The organism is Vibrio sp. Vb1755 (genome assembly GCF_033338635.1).
GTDB lineage: Bacteria > Pseudomonadota > Gammaproteobacteria > Enterobacterales > Vibrionaceae > Vibrio > Vibrio alginolyticus.
Genome location: NZ_JAWOTA010000004.1, coordinates 232263 through 248733 on the forward strand (window position 1 = coordinate 232263; position 16471 = coordinate 248733).

The 16471-nt window shown below is 44.4% G+C and carries 12 protein-coding genes, 2 pseudogenes and 1 other annotated feature; of the genes and pseudogenes, 3 read left to right on the forward strand and 11 right to left on the reverse strand.

Annotated elements, in window-relative coordinates; genetic code table 11:
* Positions 1-89: 89 nt before the first annotated feature.
* The 3 genes from R7E00_RS06700 to R7E00_RS06710 form a co-directional block, all read right to left on the reverse strand.
* Positions 90-2630, reverse strand: coding sequence for a hybrid sensor histidine kinase/response regulator (locus R7E00_RS06700; RefSeq protein ID WP_213907179.1), 2541 nt, complete (start codon positions 2628-2630; stop codon positions 90-92).
* The gene (locus R7E00_RS06705; RefSeq protein WP_262606220.1) at positions 2623-3807 is read right to left on the reverse strand and encodes an acyl-homoserine-lactone synthase; all 1185 of its coding nucleotides are present in this window, start codon (positions 3805-3807) and stop codon (positions 2623-2625) included. Before R7E00_RS06705 ends, R7E00_RS06700 begins: the two co-directional genes overlap by 8 nt.
* Positions 3808-3963: 156 nt before the next feature.
* Positions 3964-5223, reverse strand: coding sequence for a dicarboxylate/amino acid:cation symporter (locus R7E00_RS06710; RefSeq protein WP_222712504.1), 1260 nt, complete (start codon positions 5221-5223; stop codon positions 3964-3966).
* Positions 5224-5766: 543 nt separating this feature from the next.
* Here R7E00_RS06710 and R7E00_RS06715 point away from each other — a divergent pair.
* Positions 5767-7309, forward strand: a pseudogene (locus tag R7E00_RS06715) (long-chain-fatty-acid--CoA ligase).
* A gap of 126 nt (positions 7310-7435) precedes the next feature.
* Here R7E00_RS06715 and R7E00_RS06720 read toward each other — a convergent pair.
* The 8 genes from R7E00_RS06720 to R7E00_RS06755 all read right to left on the reverse strand — a co-directional run bounded on the left by R7E00_RS06720 (position 7436) and on the right by R7E00_RS06755 (position 15382).
* Complete coding sequence (locus R7E00_RS06720) at positions 7436-8131, reverse strand: Crp/Fnr family transcriptional regulator (RefSeq protein ID WP_005376777.1); 696 nt, start codon at positions 8129-8131, stop codon at positions 7436-7438.
* 196 nt (positions 8132-8327) lie between these two features.
* Entirely contained in the window at positions 8328-9134 is an 807-nt protein-coding gene (gene trpA, locus R7E00_RS06725; protein WP_054574754.1) for a tryptophan synthase subunit alpha, read from the reverse strand.
* Positions 9134-10324: a tryptophan synthase subunit beta gene (gene trpB, locus R7E00_RS06730; protein ID WP_005445041.1), complete on the reverse strand. Its 1191-nt coding sequence runs from the start codon at positions 10322-10324 to the stop codon at positions 9134-9136. The genes trpA and trpB overlap by 1 nt, the downstream gene beginning before the upstream one ends.
* 64 nt (positions 10325-10388) lie before the next feature.
* Positions 10389-11828: a bifunctional indole-3-glycerol-phosphate synthase TrpC/phosphoribosylanthranilate isomerase TrpF gene (gene trpCF / locus R7E00_RS06735; protein WP_222712503.1), complete on the reverse strand. Its 1440-nt coding sequence runs from the start codon at positions 11826-11828 to the stop codon at positions 10389-10391.
* A 13-nt stretch (positions 11829-11841) separates the two neighbouring features.
* A complete protein-coding gene (gene trpD, locus R7E00_RS06740; protein ID WP_017635721.1) occupies positions 11842-12852 on the reverse strand; it encodes an anthranilate phosphoribosyltransferase in 1011 nt (336 codons plus the stop codon).
* A 37-nt stretch (positions 12853-12889) separates the two neighbouring features.
* Positions 12890-13498, reverse strand: coding sequence for an aminodeoxychorismate/anthranilate synthase component II (locus tag R7E00_RS06745; RefSeq protein WP_005434961.1), 609 nt, complete (start codon positions 13496-13498; stop codon positions 12890-12892).
* A gap of 16 nt (positions 13499-13514) precedes the next feature.
* Positions 13515-15080, reverse strand: a complete 1566-nt coding sequence (locus R7E00_RS06750) for an anthranilate synthase component 1 (RefSeq protein WP_130545108.1) — start codon at positions 15078-15080, stop codon at positions 13515-13517.
* Positions 15081-15206: 126 nt separating this feature from the next.
* Positions 15207-15310: a sequence feature (Trp leader region), on the reverse strand.
* Positions 15257-15382 (reverse strand): trp operon leader peptide, encoded by a 126-nt coding sequence (locus R7E00_RS06755; RefSeq protein ID WP_005376787.1) that lies wholly within the window; start codon positions 15380-15382, stop codon positions 15257-15259. Its footprint overlaps the feature before it by 54 nt.
* Positions 15383-15477: 95 nt before the next feature.
* Here R7E00_RS06755 and rnm point away from each other — a divergent pair, with 95 nt between their 5' ends.
* Together rnm and R7E00_RS06765 are read left to right on the forward strand one after the other, a co-directional pair.
* Positions 15478-16335, forward strand: coding sequence for an RNase RNM (gene rnm / locus R7E00_RS06760; RefSeq protein ID WP_005386777.1), 858 nt, complete (start codon positions 15478-15480; stop codon positions 16333-16335).
* 59 nt (positions 16336-16394) lie between these two features.
* A pseudogene (locus tag R7E00_RS06765) lies at positions 16395-16471 on the forward strand (threonylcarbamoyl-AMP synthase); the annotation flags it as partial.

A 16471-nucleotide genomic window follows, 5' to 3' on the forward strand; every position in this document is an offset into this window, starting at 1 on the left:
TACGCTACTCTTTTGCAGCCTGCTTGACCTTCTGGATAATTCGATTTACTCCAATAATGCACATCTAGTGCCAATTCTATATTTGCAGATTAAAAAGTGTTGGAAGGTGCAAAATTCTCGTTCTGTAACCATCTTTGGATGACGACTTGAAGTGCATTTAACGTGGTGGGCTTTTCGAGTCTGTCATCCATGAGTTTCGAAATTAGCTCCAACTCTCTAGCTCCAGACTCACCAGATAAGGCAATGATTGGAACGGAGGATGTGATTTGCTTAATCCGTTGGCTTGCGTCAAATCCATTCATTACCGGCATTTGGACATCCATAAGAACGAGATCAATCTTGTGAGAGTGGAATAGTTCTACCGCAGAGGCTCCATTATTTGCTTGTAAGCTGTTGACTCCCAATCTTTTTAAATACATCTGTACCAAGGTGCGTTGCACCTCTTTGTCATCAACAATGAGCACTGTTGGTGCATCTTTACATACTTGTACGTGTTGAGCTGAATGATTTTCAGAATGTGATGGAGTTGCTTTCCAGCTATCAAAGTCCGGTGCTCTTAATGTCTCTGGTTTTGGTGCGTTTGGTACGACTGGGAAATACAAGTAGAATTCTGTGAACTCGTTCAATTCAGACTGGCACTCTATTCGTCCTCCGAAGGAGCGCATAACACGTTGGCAATAGCCCAAACCTAAGCCACTGCCTCCGCTTTTTTGATACGAGAAAAAGTCATCAAATATCTTGTGTAAGATACTGCTATCTATACCTGGCCCACTATCTCGGAAGATCAGAATGTTTTCGTAAGCCCCCGTCTGGGTACGAATCTCAATTTGACTGTCGGGATAAGAATCAAAATAGTAGATAGCGTTACGAATCAAATTGAAAATGACAAAGTTAAACAGGGTCTCATTTAACTTCGCGACAAAATCGTGTGCCTGTGGCAGGTTAATTCTCTCTATTATTTGATCGTTTTCAAAACCATAACGGCTTACTGCTTGGTCGATGGCTTTATGTATGGAAGTGAGAGCTAAAGGCTCATGCTCTGGTGAACTGTCGCTAACTTCTCGTAAAATAATATCGATAAGTTGTCGACCGCGTTGTATAGCGGCTTCACCTTTATCAATTTCTCTTTTTAGCGTATCCAGTGAGGCGTTTGACTCTATATGCTGTTTTAAAGCTTCAAATTGTAATTGTACTTGAGCGAGAGGGTTACGCATTTCATGTGCAATGGAGTTAGCCAGCGCACGGCTTTGGCGTACCTTTCTATCGGCTTCAATGGTGCTCTGGATGCGAACTAATAACGTTTGCAGAGCTGAGATTTCTTCATTAGAAAACAGCTTATTATCTATTTTATGTGAAGAAATCAGCAAGTGAGTAACAGATTTTCCACGACCGAAGAGAGGCATAACGAGCGCAGTATTGCTTGAGCGCATACGCTCGTAGAGCTTTCTCATCGACCCTTTAGAAGAGGAGGCATAATCAATTTCTTCAGACAACTCATCTAGCACGAGAACTGACTTGCTTGACGGCAGGTACTCTTCGTAAAACGTTTCTGTGTAATTGCTAGTGACTAGCTGCAGCTTGTTGTTTGGTATGTTAAGTAACGATGCCAACTGATGCATAGCATCATCTATTGAGCGTTTAAACTCTTCCTCTAACCCAAGGATTTGCTGAACGGGAGTGTGTCGTTTCCCATAAATAAAATACGAAGCGTAACGACTGACTCGCTTAAAAAGCAAGTGCCAAGTGATACCGATAAGCGCACATAAAGGTACCGCAACAAGCCATTGGTTATCTTCAGAGATAGGAATAAATATCGCCCCTAGCGGCAGAACAAAAATGGCGCAGACTAAGAGCGCGCTTACCGTTAAGTACGTGAGATATTTAGCGCTGTAGAAGCGAGAGGTAAGTAGGGCATAGCCCACAAACAACATTTCGCTGATTGAAAGTGCTGGTGGTAACCAAGTTAGGGAGAAGTCGCCAAGGAAATACGTCATTCCAAGGTGTATCACTGCCGTAGATAACATGAATACCAAAATGCCAGCTATCATATAGTTGCTTTTTGCTAGCGTGAGCTTGCTGCTGTTCGCGCGCATGGCAATCAAGTTAAGCAGCGTTAGTACCACGAAAGCTAGCAAACTAATGAAAAAATATGAGGTATGTGGGCCAAATTCAATGACGAACTGGCTTGGACCACTAATGGTGACATTTTCGACAGTAAGATTCGGCACTAAGTTGATGTACAGTGAATACGTTGCTAGTGCGACAAAGACGACTTTTTGCCAGACTTTGACCGCTGTTTTTTTAACATCTGCGGTTAACTGGCAAGAAAAATAGAATGCAAACGCAAAGGCGAAAAAAGACGCTAAGTTCGCTAACTTAGCCATAAAAATACCACCAACAGAGCCTAATTCTGGCAATAAATCGGTATGGAAATAGGCGTTGCTGCTTATCCAAACAATGATACAGCTGGAATAAGCGATGTAAGGCGCGTGATGCGAGCCTAAGATTGATTCACTCTTCTGTTTTAGGCGATAGCAGTAATACAGTAGCCAAGCGAATACTATTAGTACAGTCGCGTACAATGCCATTGCTTTTGGGTAAAAGAGACCGTGCAAATGAACATCAAGCATGCTCATTCACCTTTTTATCCATTCTTTTTGTTCGTACGCAATGTTTGTAGTCGCGAAATTGTATGTCTTGAAATGCTTCAACCATCATACCTAAATTCCAGAAACCGCGGTATGTCTTGGTACCGTCACCGTTAATGTCGCGGTATCCTGAGTGAAAGTAGGCACTTAAATCAATAGATTGATAGAAATTTAACATAAATACTTGCTCAATAATGGTAAAGCCGAGCTTATAGCCTGCTTTATAGAGCTCGCTCATCATAGTTTTTTGCGCCAGATACAAAAAATACAGCTTTTGTTGAATGTTGCCTCCCACCGTAAGACGCAGTACTTCGCAAACCGCTTCAGTGTTCTTTACACGAGATTGAAACTGAGCATCAAACCCAATAAGAGTGTGCTCATGAGTTAGAGCACGACACTCCAAAATACCCAGTTGATAGAGAACACTGTACCCATGATTAGGAAAGCAAAACTGCCATTGTTCGTTACTAAACTGTGGTGAGTAACTGAGCCAGTTATTTCGTTGATGCCAGCCTTGCACTAAAGCGGAGGAGACCATGATTGGTGAAGATGACGATTTGAGCAAGAGCGCAAAGTGCTGCCCTTTTTGCGAGAGTGATAAAAGAGGCAAGATTTCAAACCACTGTTCAGCTTGGACGAAAAGCTCAAGATTACTCAGTGTGATCGCTTTGGAAATCGGCATTAACGCTGCATGATTTGGCAGCATTACCTCAAGATCGCAATCTGCGATATCTTCAATTAACACGCTAGTATAGCTGTGGTCGTCAAACGGAAGCGGAGTAGGAATCGCAGCTTCGTTTGAAGGATATTTTTGCTTGATTGCTTCGATCTCGCATTGACACCAGAAAACCATCCAATGCGGGTAACAATCTGCGGCAAGTTGTTCAAGTAAACGAATCTCTTTGGAGAAACCTGTCGGATAATGTTGCACTAAATCTCGATAATCCATTAACTCAAATAGTGCAGAAAGACTTTTTGATGCGTGTTTAGGAAAGAGAGATTTAAGCAGTTTTATTCGATACAGAGCAACCTGTTGAAAAAGAGCATCTCGTTTTTGTTTCGTTAGGGTAAGAATAACTGAGTCAACCAGTGCCTGCTGCTTTGATTCGATCGGCAAATTTGTTTTGGTGAGATATCCCAAAGATTGCTCAAGACTCATGATATAACCTAGTTCTAACGTTTTGTTATATTTTGTAATGGTTTATATCATTTTGAAAAATTTATGCCATCGGTTTCTATTTGTATAGTTACGTAATGCAAGAAAAGACAAAAAAACCGCTCATTATGAGCGGTTTTTGGTCTATTCAAGAAAGGGTTAGGCTTCTTGCTTTTTTAGCTCAGCTTCTGCCGTTTCTTCTTCAATTAGCGCATCAACGATAACTGCACATGCAGCATCACCTGTGATGTTCAGTGCTGTACGAATCATATCGAAAATACGGTCAAGAGCGAATAGCAGCGGTAGACCTTCAATTGGAATGCCAGCGGCAAGAAGCACGGCAACCACTAGGAAAGAAGGGCCAGGAACACCCGCTTGACCAACAGCACCCAATGTAGACGTTACGATAATTGCAATGTAAGCGCCCATGCCTAGATCGATATTGAACAGTTGAGCAAAGAAGATAGCAACCAAGCCATAGTAAATCGCATTACCTGACATGTTGATCGTTGCGCCTAGAGGCAGAACAAATGATGCAGTTGAATTTTTTACGCCAAGCTCTTTTTCACAGGTATCCATTGTGACAGGCAGTGTTGCCATAGAAGACGCTGTTGAAAGCGCAACTGCTTGCGGTTTCTTCATTGAAGACAGGAATTTCTTCGCAGATGTCTTCGTGAAAACATGCACCATTGCTGGGTAAACAATGAAACCGAAGATTAGGATGGCGGCAACGTAAACAACGAACAGTTTAAACACCACCATTAGCGCACCAAAACCAAACGTACCGACGGCTTCTGCCATCAGACCAAATACACCGATAGGTGCAATGATCATTACTTTGTTGATCATCCAAACCATTGCGTCAACGATGCAGTTAACACCATTGATGATTGGTTCACGACGTTCTTTTGCTTGCTTAGAAATCGCAATACCAAAGAACATACAGAAAACGAGGATCTGTAGGATGTTTGCTTCATTTAGTGATTGGAAAACGTTGGTTGGGATCATACCAGTGATGGTTGCCCAGAAAGTAGGTAGTTCACCTTTTGAAGCGTATTCTGCTGAGAACATGCCTTCAACGCCAGAGACGTCGATACCCATGCCTGGTTGGAATACTTCACCCATAAATAGTGCAAGCGCAACGGCTAGGGCGGATGTTAAACCAAAATAACCTAGAGTGACGACACCAACTTTACCTGCTGACTGGCTGTTCCCAAGACCAGCGGCGCCAGAAATCAAGGCTACAGCGACCAAAGGAATAACCAACATTTTGATTAAGTTGATAAAGATAGCACCTAAAGGAGCGAACACTGTCGCATCATGACCCATCATGGCACCAACGGCTGTGCCCACGATCATGGCGATTACGACTTGTACGCCAATGTTGTTTAGCAAACTCTTTTCTTTTAACACTTCCATAACCTCTGTGCTAATAAAATGTAAAATCCTAAAATTACCCACTAACCATAAATGGATTTACGGATAATTATCTCGCCTTGCTTTTTACACTTATCGTTTACAATTGGCAATATGCAGCAAGGTATTATTGATGGATTAATCGATATTTTCTTGACGAACGATAAAGTTTTGTTCAATAGCAAACGTTTGCTATTGATTTTTCTTATAAGGGTCGCGCTTAGGATTGTTCAAGTTTATTTTTCTTTATTTGTTTTCTTTTTGTTAATTTTAACCGCTTTTGTATTTGCTATTGCAGTCAGAGTTTTTAGTGGCTTGGGTTGATATTTATAACAATTCATCTCTTTCAAGCTCACACTTTTATTAATTTGTCTTCTGAAATGTTAATTGCTTTACATTCTTGGCTCTAATTGCGTTGTAAACATAATGTTAAATGGTAATGACTAGTGAGACTCAAATGCTGACGATCCAGTGTTAGAGATAACTTGCTTAGTTAATGCTCCTGAGCTGATTAGACGAGAAAGACAAGTAAGAGGTGAAGAGACTATGATGAATCTTGCTGCTGCGTTACAAAGAAATGCTGCGAGTAAACCAGATAAAACGGCGTTGATATGTGGCGCTGAAAAGATAAATTATGCGCAGTTTGATGCGATCGCCGGCAAGATCGCAGCGTCTTTAATCAATAAAGGCGTAAAGCCAGGTGACCGCGTTGCGATTTCATGCCCAAACATTCCTTTTTTCGCGTTTGTTTATTATGCAATACAAAAAGCTGGCGCGGTTGCAGTCCCATTAAATGTGCTTTTGAAAGCGCGAGAAATTAAGTATCACTTAGAAGATTCAAAAGCGAAGTTTTATTTCTGCTTTGAAGGGACGAAAGAACTGCCAATGGCAAAAGAGGGTGTCAAAGCCTTTGAACAAGTCGATACATGCGAAGGCATAGTCGTATTGACTCAATCTCAAGATGAAAGCTATTGGAATGGTGTAATAACTCTCAATGCGTTTATAGCCGATGTCCAACCGTTGCCGGATTATATACCGCGTAATGCGGATGATACTTGTGTGATTTTGTATACATCAGGGACGACAGGCTTACCAAAAGGCGCTGAGCTGACTCAGCAGAACATCATAATGAACGCTCTGGTGGCACAAAATATTATGGGCAGCCAGGCCGATGATATTCACTTAGTAACTTTGCCTTTATTTCATACATTTGGTCAAACCGTCCACTTAAATGCTAGTGTTTTGGGCGGGGCAACATTGGTGTTGGTGCCTAGGTTTGAGCCTAAACATGTTCTTGAGCTGGTGGAAAAACATAGGGTGACGATATTTGCTGGTGTGCCAACGATGTACATCGGTCTGCTTCATGTGCAGCATCAATTTGATACCTCGTCATTGCGTGTTGCAGTAAGCGGTGGTGCGTCATTGCCAACCGAAATCTTTCGGAACCTTTGAAGAAACATTTAATGTGCCGATCTTAGAAGGGTACGGCTTTTCGGAGACAAGTCCTATTGCATGTTTTAATCATTTGGATCAGGAGCGTATACCAGGCTCGGTAGGTCAACCGGTTCAAGGTGTCGAAGTAAAAGTTATCGATATTGAAGGTAATGCACTACCGATAGGCGAAGAAGGTGAGATTGTTGTGCGTGGTCATAATGTTATGAAGGGATATCTTGACCGCCCAGAAGTTACTGAATCTGCGCTACAAAATGGTTGGTTCCATACTGGTGATGTGGGCCGCTTTGACAGTTCAGGTAATTTATTTATTGTCGATAGAATGAAAGATCTGATCATTCGAGGTGGATTTAATGTTTATCCCAGAGAAATTGAAGAAGTTTTCATGACTCATCCTGCAGTTTCAATGGTAGCGGTGATAGGGATTCCAAATGAAGAGTATGGCGAAGAGATAAAAGCCTACGTTGTACTTAAACCAAAAGAATACATTGACGCCGATTCATTACATAAGTGGGGTAAAGAGCAATTAGCCTCGTTTAAATATCCTCGTTATGTCGAAATTCGTGAACACCTCCCGATGAGTGCGACAGGAAAGATTTTGAAACGTGAGTTGAAATCTGAATTGAATATAGCTTAGTCAATTCAATGGTTTTTGTGTCACAGCGCCACTTGCCTAAGCGCAAATGGTGTTGTGCTTTTAACCAACTAGATGCATAAGTTTTTTAGCTATCGTTAGACAATACTTGCCGTTTGTTGAATGGATCTATTGCTCGAGTTCTTTAAAGTATTCTTCTAAGCGCTTCGGATTGGTAATGGTTACTGAGCCATAGTTTAGCTCTAGCATCCCGATACTTTCTAATCGTTTTAGTATCTTGTGTACACTCTGACGAGTTAGCCCCATCATGTTAGCGATATGTTCTCTTGTTACCCTGACAACGCATGGTCGAGTATCGATCGCTTGATTAAGTTGGTATTCAGCAAGCAGCAGCAACCTTTTGGCGACTCGTTCTTCAATTCCTCTAATCGCGTCATCTTCGATAACAGAAATAGCAGACCATAAACGGCGGCTAAGTAAGTCGAGTATAGTGGGGTAACTTTGAGGGTATTTGGCGAGTAACTGGCGAAATTTATCTCCAGGAAGCTCCATTACAGTCACGTCCGAATGCGCGGTCGCACCAAAAATACGAGGCATACCGGGAGAAAAAACATTGTCTCCAAACCAGCCACCAGCTTCGAAAATCATCAGTGTGACTTCTTTACCTTTTGAACTAATTGAGTTCACTCTCACTGCACCTTGAGCTATGACCATAAGAGAAGATTGAAGCGCACCTTTATTGCAAATCAGTGCTTTTTCGTCGAAGCAGCGAACCTTAGTCATTTGCGCTGCTTCACTAAGCCCTTTATCTGGCAGCCCTGATAGTACTGGACATTTGGCTAGCAGTGTTTTGACTTCTTCCATGTAGCAACCTTACTGCACATTGCTTTATTGAGTTAGTTAAGTTACCCAAGCTTAACACTCTTTGAGTGCTCTGCTTGAGATAGATTTGGAAAGTGCGGGCGTTGAACAAAAAATGACGTGGTATAAACGCGATAGTAAGAAAACGCCCACTAAACATAATGTTAAGCGGGCGTTGTTGTGTCATATCAAACTGAAATTATTTTTGAGTGGCAGCTTTCATTGCAGAAACGAATTCACCTAGCTTGTCGAGCATAATTTGTGGCTGCTCAACGTTCGCTTCAATGATTTTGACCACGGCTGAACCAGAAATTGCACCAGCGGCGCCAGATTCTAGTGCTTGTTTCACCTGTGCTGGCTCAGAGATGCCAAAACCAAGTAGCGCTGGTGGTGCATCAAATTGGTTCAGTCTATCCAGCATATGACCTACAGGCATGTTTGCTTTGGTTTCTGCGCCAGTAACACCTGCACGAGAGAGTAGGTAAGTGTAGCCGCCACCTAACTCTGATACTTGCTTCAGTGTTTCATCACTTGCCGTTGGTGGTGCGATGAAGATTGGGTGAATATCAAACTTCTCTGCAGCCGCAACGAACTCAGTACTTTCATTAGTTGGTACGTCTGCAATCAAAACAGAATCGATGCCTGCTTTTGCACAACGCTCATAGAAGTTCTCGATACCACGAGAGTAAACAAGGTTCGCGTACATCAGAAGGCCAATAGGTAGCTCTGGGTACTTAGCTCGGATCTTGCCAATTTGTTCGAAGCAGATATCCGGTGTTGCGCCTGAATCTAGAGCACGAATGTTCGCACCTTGGATAGTCGGGCCATCCGCAAGAGGATCTGAAAATGGAATACCGAGTTCAAGGGCATCTGCGCCAGACTCGACCAGTGTTTCCATGATTTTGTAAGACTGCTCGGCGTTTGGATCGCAAACCGTTACGAACGGTACAAATGCGCCTTGGTTCTTTTCGTTTAGGCGCTCAAACATCTTTTCATAACGGCTCATTAGATTGCTCCTTTTTCTTCTAAGATGGCGTGTACGGTGAAGATGTCTTTGTCACCACGACCTGATAGGTTAACGACCAATAATTGCTCTTTTTCTGGATTCTCACGAGCCATACGCAGTGCATGAGCCAGTGCGTGAGAAGATTCTAGAGCAGGGATGATACCTTCGTGACGCGCAATTTCTTGGAATGCTTCTAGTGCTTCATCATCCGTCACGTTGTCATATTCAGCACGGCCAATTGCGTTTAGATGTGCGTGCTGTGGACCAACTGAAGGGAAATCAAGACCAGCAGAGACAGAGTATGACTCTTCAACCTGACCGTTTGGATCTTGCATCAATGGCGCTTTCATACCAAAGAAGATACCCGTTTTACCATGTTTAAGTGGTGCACCGTGCTGGTCAGTATCGATACCTTTACCTGCTGGCTCAACACCAATTAGGCGAACGCTTTCTTCTTCGATGAAGTCAGCAAACATACCAATCGCGTTTGAACCACCGCCCACACATGCGATAACCGCATCAGGAAGACGACCTTCACGTGCCAAAATCTGATTCTTCGTTTCTTCACCAATCATGCGTTGGAAGTCACGCACGATGGTTGGGAATGGGTGAGGACCTGCCGCTGTACCTAGTAGGTAGTGCGCGTCTTCATAAGTTGCAGACCAGTCGCGCAGCGCTTCGTTACATGCATCTTTAAGTGTCGCTGAACCCGAGTGGACAGGAATGACTTCTGCGCCCATTAGCTTCATACGGAATACGTTCGGGCTTTGACGCTCAACGTCTTTTGCACCCATGTAAACGCGGCACTTAAGGCCAAGTAGTGCACACGCTAGTGCGGTTGCAACACCGTGTTGGCCTGCACCTGTTTCTGCGATGATTTCGTTTTTACCCATGCGTTTCGCAAGCAGCGCTTGACCTAACACTTGGTTGGTCTTGTGCGCGCCACCGTGAAGTAGGTCTTCACGTTTTAGGTACAGTTTGGTTTTCGTACCTTTGGTTAGGTTACGAGTTAGAGTCAAAGCCGTTGGGCGGCCCGCATACTCTTGCAGAAGGGTCATAAATTCACTACGGAATTCTGGATCTTCTTGCGCGTCGATAAACGCTTGCTCTAGTTGCTCCAATGCTGGAACTAGAATTTGCGGAACGTACTGACCGCCGTATTCGCCAAAGTAGGCATTCAGTTTTGCCATCGTTATATTCCTTCTCGTATTTTTCGCTACGAATAGCTTTAAATTTTTTAGCTGATATCCAGCTTTAGTAGTTGCGAATGGCGCTGAATGCCGCAAGCAACTTCTGTGAATCTTTTTTGCCTGGTGCGCTTTCTACACCAGAGTTTAAATCTAATCCCAAGCAACCTAGTGTCGCTGCTTGTTGAGCATTTTCTGGCGACAGTCCGCCCGCTAGCATAATTTGACTTGGGTCGCCGATCAGTGACCAGTCGAACACTTGTCCGGTTCCACCTGTTTGAGTGCCAACTTGCGCATCTAATAGGTGACGGTCAATGTTGTCCGAAAGCAGTTCTGGCTTCGCATCTGTCACACCGTAAGCTTTCCAGATTTCAACACATGCTGGTAGCTCTGCTTTTAGCTGATTAACGTAAGCTTGGTCTTCTTGACCGTGCAGTTGCACCGCTTTTAAACCCAAAGAGGTCACGACAGAAGCAACAAAATCGATATCGTGATTTTGGAACACGCCTACGTAGTTAAGTGGAGCACCGCTCATGGTTAAGCGCGCACCTTCAAGGTCGACCGCACGCTTCGAATTCTCGACAAAAATCAGACCACCAAATACCGCACCAGCTTGGTACGCTTTCGCTGCGTCATCTGGGTGCGTTAAGCCACAGACTTTATTTTCGCCCAGCGTCACTTTGCGTACTGCAAGCTCTAGGTTGTCTTCCGCCATCAGTGAACTACCAATCAAGAAGCCGTCTGCGTATTCCGCTAAATCACGAACTTGTTGATGTGTATAAATGCCAGATTCTGAGATTACTGTTGCGTTAGGAGCCAGTTCGCGAATTGTCGGTGCCAGTTCTTTAGTACGATTCAAATCAGTACTTAGGTCGCGAAGGTTACGGTTATTAATGCCGATAACGCGTGCGCCTAGCTTAACTGCACGATGAAGCTCTTCTTCGTTGCTGACTTCGGTCAAGATACCCATGTTCAGGCTGTGCGCTGCTTCCTCTAGTGCTTTGTACTCTTCGTCATTAAGGACAGAAAGCATCAGTAGCACGGCATCAGCACTGTAATGACGTGCTAGGTAAACTTGGTAGGTATCTACCATGAAGTCTTTGCACAGAACGGGTTGTTTGACTTGACCGCGCACTTGAGGAAGAAAGTCAAAGTTGCCTTGGAAGTACTTTTCGTCTGTTAGGACTGAAATTGCATCTGCGTGGTTGTTGTAAACCGATGCAATGTAATCCAAGTCGAAGTGATCACGAATCAAACCTTTAGAAGGAGATGCCTTCTTACATTCGGTGATGAATGCCGTCTTTTCGCCACTCAGAGCATCGTAGAAGCTGCGGTCCGATGGCAGCAAATCAGACTGAAATGTGCTTAGCGGTTGAGACACCTTACGGTCTGCTACCCACTGATATTTGTCGCGGACAATTTTCGCCAGTACTTCTGCCATTTCTGCTTCTTTCTTAGAAACGTGTTCAGACAGGTTGTTAGCTTGCTGAGTGTTGAAGTCAGTCATCTTCTTCAATTCCTTAAGCGTGTGCGGCAAGTTGTTGTACCAATTGGTACGCCTTGCCTGAATTCATTGCCTCAATCGCTTGTTGCGTGTTGGCTTTTAAATCTTCGTGGCCGAATAGACGCATTAGCAGAGCAACGTTTACTGCCACTGCGCCCAATTGTGCGTCTGTCCCTTTACCCGTCAGAATATTGGTAATGATCGCTTTGTTTTCTTCAGGATCGCCACCTTTGATTGCTTCTAGTGGGTGCGCTTCTAGACCGAAGTCTGCAGGCGTTAATTTGTATTCTGTGATCTTACCGTCTTTGATTTCGGCAACGGTTGTTTCACCGTGAATTGCTACTTCGTCCAAACCACTGCCGTGTACTACAGCGGCGCGCTTCATACCCATTTGTAGCATGGTTTCTGCGATAGGACGAACCAGTTCTTCACTGTAAACGCCCATCAATTCGATGTTAGGACGAGCAGGGTTAATCAGTGGGCCAAGAATGTTAAAGATGGTGCGTGTTTTCATGGTTTGACGCACTGGCATCGCATGGCGCACACCACCGTGGTATTGAGGTGCAAATAGGAAAGCAACACCGATATCGTCTACCGCTTTGCGCGTATCTTCTGCGCTCATAGCTAGGTTGATACCAAATGAATCAAGAAGATCAGAAGAACCAGATTTGCTTGAAACGCTGCGGTTACCGTGTTTCGCTACTTTTAGACCACATGCTGCAGCAACAAACGCCGCAGTGGTTGAAATGTTGATGGTGTTGTGACCGTCGCCGCCAGTACCTACGATATCCGCGAAATCATAATCTGGACGAGGGAATGGGTTTGCGTTTGCCAGCAGTGCTTTTGCCGCGCCTGCAATTTCGTCTGGCGTTTCGCCTTTGATTTTTAGTGCAGTCAGCGCTGACGCCATCAAAATTGGATCTAGTTCACCACGGATAATGATGTCGAATAGCTGTTGGCTCTCTTCCTGAGTAAGCGATTCTTGCTCGTACAGTTTGGTAATAATAGGGTTGATGATTGCTTCCATATTTCCTCTCCTAAATTTCTTATGTGCCAAGTGCTTTTTAAGCAGTGAGTGGGTTCGCTGAAGTTTGTTCTTCAAGTGCCCATTCAATGGCATTGGCCAACAGTGTTGCTCCGTAGGTCGTCATAATAGATTCCGGGTGGAATTGGAACCCGCAAACTTTATCTTCTTCATGTACAACAGACATTACCAAGTCATCCACTTCTGCTGTGATGGTTAGGCTCTCAGGAACCTTGGTCGCAACCAGCGAGTGGTAACGTGCAATCGCAAGTGGTGATGGTAGGTTTTGGTAAATCGCATGGTTTTGGTGCTCCATCATAGAGACCTTACCGTGAATGATTTCGCCTGCGCCAGCAACGGTGCCGCCGTATGCTTCAACAATCGCTTGGTGACCAAGACAAATCCCGATCATCGGCACTTTGCCTTTCATGCGTTGGATAAGCTCTGGCATTGAGCCTGCCTCTGACGGTGCGCCTGGGCCTGGCGATAGCAGAACCACTGGGTTTTCAAGCTCGTTTACCGCTTGTTCAATGGTTTCTGCTGGGATGTTGTTTCGGTAAATCTTGACTGAGTGACCTAGCGAGCGGAATTGATCCACAAGGTTGTAGGTGAACGAGTCAAAGTTGTCGATAAAAATGATATTAGCCATCTCTGAACCCTATTCCTTATTGTGACTTATGAGCTGCTTGGATAGCAGAGATTACCGCTTGTGCTTTGCCGCGCGTTTCGTCTGCTTCCGCTTGTGGATCAGAGTCGAACACCACGCCAGCACCAGCTTGAACTTGAGCAATACCGTTTTCAACGTACGCTGAGCGGATCACGATACAAGTATCTAATGTACCTTCGCCAGTGAGGTAACCCACAGCACCGCCGTAGCTACCGCGTCGTGCGCCTTCTACATCACGAATCAACTGCATGGCACGAATCTTTGGTGCACCAGTGAGCGTGCCCATGTTCATACATGCTTGGTATGCGTGTAGCGCGTCTAGGTCTTCACGCAGTTGACCAACCACACGAGATACCAAGTGCATTACGTGGCTGTAGCGGTCGACTTTTAGAAGGTCTGCTACGTGGCGAGTGCCAGCTTGAGCAATACGAGCGACGTCGTTACGTGCTAAGTCAACCAACATCATGTGCTCTGCGTTTTCTTTCATGTCGGTACGCAGTTCAAGTTCGATGCGGCTATCTAGGTCGAAATCAATCTCGCCGTTAGGGCGCTTACCGCGGCGGCGAGTGCCTGCGATTGGGTAGATTTCAATTTGGTTAGTGTCGGTTTCGTACTTAAGCGCACTTTCTGGTGATGCGCCAAACAGAGTGAACAGCTCATCTTGCATGTAGAACATGTAAGGGCTTGGGTTACTTTGTTTCAGTTCTTTGTAAGCCGCTAGTGGAGAAGGGCAAGGTAGAATGAATCGGCGAGATGGTACAACTTGGAATACATCGCCTTTCACTACGAACTCTTTTAAGTCGCGAACAGTTTGGCAGAAGTCTGCATCAGACACGCTAGGTTCTACCGTTACATCTGTTATTTGCTCTGCACTCGGCAACAGTTTTGGCGCTGCACACTGGGCGCTAATTTCTGCAATACGAGTCTCTAACGCTGTTTTCTCTGAACCATCAACAAACAACGTCGCTTGAAGCTGGCAAGATTCCGTTTGATGGTCGACAACAAGTAGTGTTTCCGCGACGTAGAAAACGTAATCTGGACACTGGTTTGTTGCTTCGGCATTACCAAGCGGCTCGAAGTTTGCGACTAAGTCGTAGGCAAACAGACCACCAAGGAAAATCGCGTGTTTGTCTTGCTGTGAAATATCAAAACTATGCTGAACCAAACGCAACGCATCGAAAGAAGAGGCTTCACGTAGACGAGAGTCTTCATCTAACGTGTCGCATGGCTGGTTAAACTCCAAAGTTAGCGTTTCGCCATCGAACTTGCTCTCAACGTCACCGCGGATGTTCTGGTTTAGGTGAGACAGTAGGTTTTTACCGTTATTGGTCAAGGCGTGCATGCTAACGGTATGGCCGAAGCAAACAATGCGAACCGCTGAATCTACGATCAGCAGGGATTTTAAATTTTGCTTTGAATCGATCTCAGCAGATTCCAGCAATAGGCTGTCAGTTTTGTTCTCACATAGTGTGTGGAACAAGCGAGTCGGGTCTTGAGTATAAGGGACGGAAGCCGTTAGCACTTCAAGCTGTCCAAGTTTCTTAATTTCAATGGCCTTGTTCACAAGACCTCCTTGTAGCTGTTTAAATCTTCCTGCCGTACATAGTCGCATAAAGCAAACGTTCTCCCAATCTAGAGTTGGCTATATTCGATTAATGTTTAGGCAGTTGAATGTGAAATGAGCAACAAAACAAAAAAGCCCGCTTAAGTAGCGGGCTTTACAACGTTTGGTTCTATAAACTAGAAGTATACGTTTGCCCACCAAGAACTAGTCCAAGTGCGCCACCAAGCAAGATCTGATGAGTTTGCCTTATTAAGACAAACCGCAACTTTCGCTTTTTGGTTTTGGTTAAATTCTTGTAACATGGTGAACCTTAAATTACGTACTTTGTATTTGTGTACTAGTTAACTAGTGCGAGAGTAAAAAGTCAACCCCAAAACGGCATTAAAACGATAAAAATATGAGAATTGATTTACATAGTCACACCACTGCATCGGACGGTCGGTTAGAGCCTAAAGATTTAGTGGAAAGGGCGCTGAGTTTTGATATCGAGGTTTTGGCGATCACTGATCACGATACGGTTGACGGTTTGGCGTTAGCTAAGCAATACGTTCAAGATAATAATTTGCCGATAAAAATCATCAATGGCATTGAGATATCGACCGTCTGGCAAAACAAAGACATTCATATTGTCGGCCTGAATATCGATCCGGAAAATGAACAATTATCTGCCCTCATAGAACAGCAGAAGCAGCATCGCATAACACGATCTGAGTTAATTGCAGAGCGACTACAAAAAGCAACTCGAGTAGGTGTGCTTGAAGAGGTAAGGCAAATCGCCGGTGATGCTCCAGTGACAAGAGCGCATTTCGCGAAATGGTTGGTAGATAATGGTTACGCAAAAACCATGCAAATGGTGTTTAAAAAATACCTAACGCGTAATAACCCAGGTTATGTACCACCGAATTGGTGTTCGATGAAGGATGCGGTTGATGCTATCCATGCGGCTGGTGGAATGGCGGTATTAGCGCATCCTGGTAGATATAAGTTGACAGCGAAGTGGATTAAGCGTCTTCTAGCAGCGTTTGTCGAAGCGGGTGGTGATGCGATGGAAGTTGCACAGCCACAGCAAGCGCAACAAGAAAGGCGCAACTTGGCTGATTATGCTATACAATACAAACTATTAGCCTCTCAAGGCAGTGATTTTCACTACCCATCACCGTGGATGGAGCTAGGAAGGAACCTATGGTTGCCTGCTGGCGTCGAACCAGTTTGGAAAGATTGGGGAATAGATCCTTCGTTGAATAATACTCAGTAATACGAAGTCGAGAACCCATAAAAATATAGAGCCGAGAGGCTCGATAATGAGGAATTACAATGAGCCAGTTTTTTTACGTTCACCCAGAAAACCCACAGGCTCGCTTGATTAATCAAGCAGTAGCAATCATTCGTAA

Excerpts from the sequence above, each read along its gene's own strand:
- R7E00_RS06700 (WP_213907179.1), bottom strand. The coding sequence starts at position 2,630 with ATGCTTGATGTTCATTTGCACGGTCTCTTTTACCCAAAAGCAATGGCA.
- R7E00_RS06705 (WP_262606220.1), bottom strand. The coding sequence starts at position 3,807 with ATGAGTCTTGAGCAATCTTTGGGATATCTCACCAAAACAAATTTGCCG.
- R7E00_RS06710 (WP_222712504.1), bottom strand. The coding sequence starts at position 5,223 with ATGGAAGTGTTAAAAGAAAAGAGTTTGCTAAACAACATTGGCGTACAA.
- R7E00_RS06720 (WP_005376777.1), bottom strand. The coding sequence starts at position 8,131 with ATGGAAGAAGTCAAAACACTGCTAGCCAAATGTCCAGTACTATCAGGG.
- trpA (WP_054574754.1), bottom strand. The coding sequence starts at position 9,134 with ATGAGCCGTTATGAAAAGATGTTTGAGCGCCTAAACGAAAAGAACCAA.
- trpB (WP_005445041.1), bottom strand. The coding sequence starts at position 10,324 with ATGGCAAAACTGAATGCCTACTTTGGCGAATACGGCGGTCAGTACGTT.
- trpCF (WP_222712503.1), bottom strand. The coding sequence starts at position 11,828 with ATGACTGACTTCAACACTCAGCAAGCTAACAACCTGTCTGAACACGTT.
- trpD (WP_017635721.1), bottom strand. The coding sequence starts at position 12,852 with ATGGAAGCAATCATCAACCCTATTATTACCAAACTGTACGAGCAAGAA.
- R7E00_RS06745 (WP_005434961.1), bottom strand. The coding sequence starts at position 13,498 with ATGGCTAATATCATTTTTATCGACAACTTTGACTCGTTCACCTACAAC.
- R7E00_RS06755 (WP_005376787.1), bottom strand. The coding sequence starts at position 15,382 with ATGTTACAAGAATTTAACCAAAACCAAAAAGCGAAAGTTGCGGTTTGT.
- rnm (WP_005386777.1), top strand. The coding sequence starts at position 15,478 with ATGAGAATTGATTTACATAGTCACACCACTGCATCGGACGGTCGGTTA.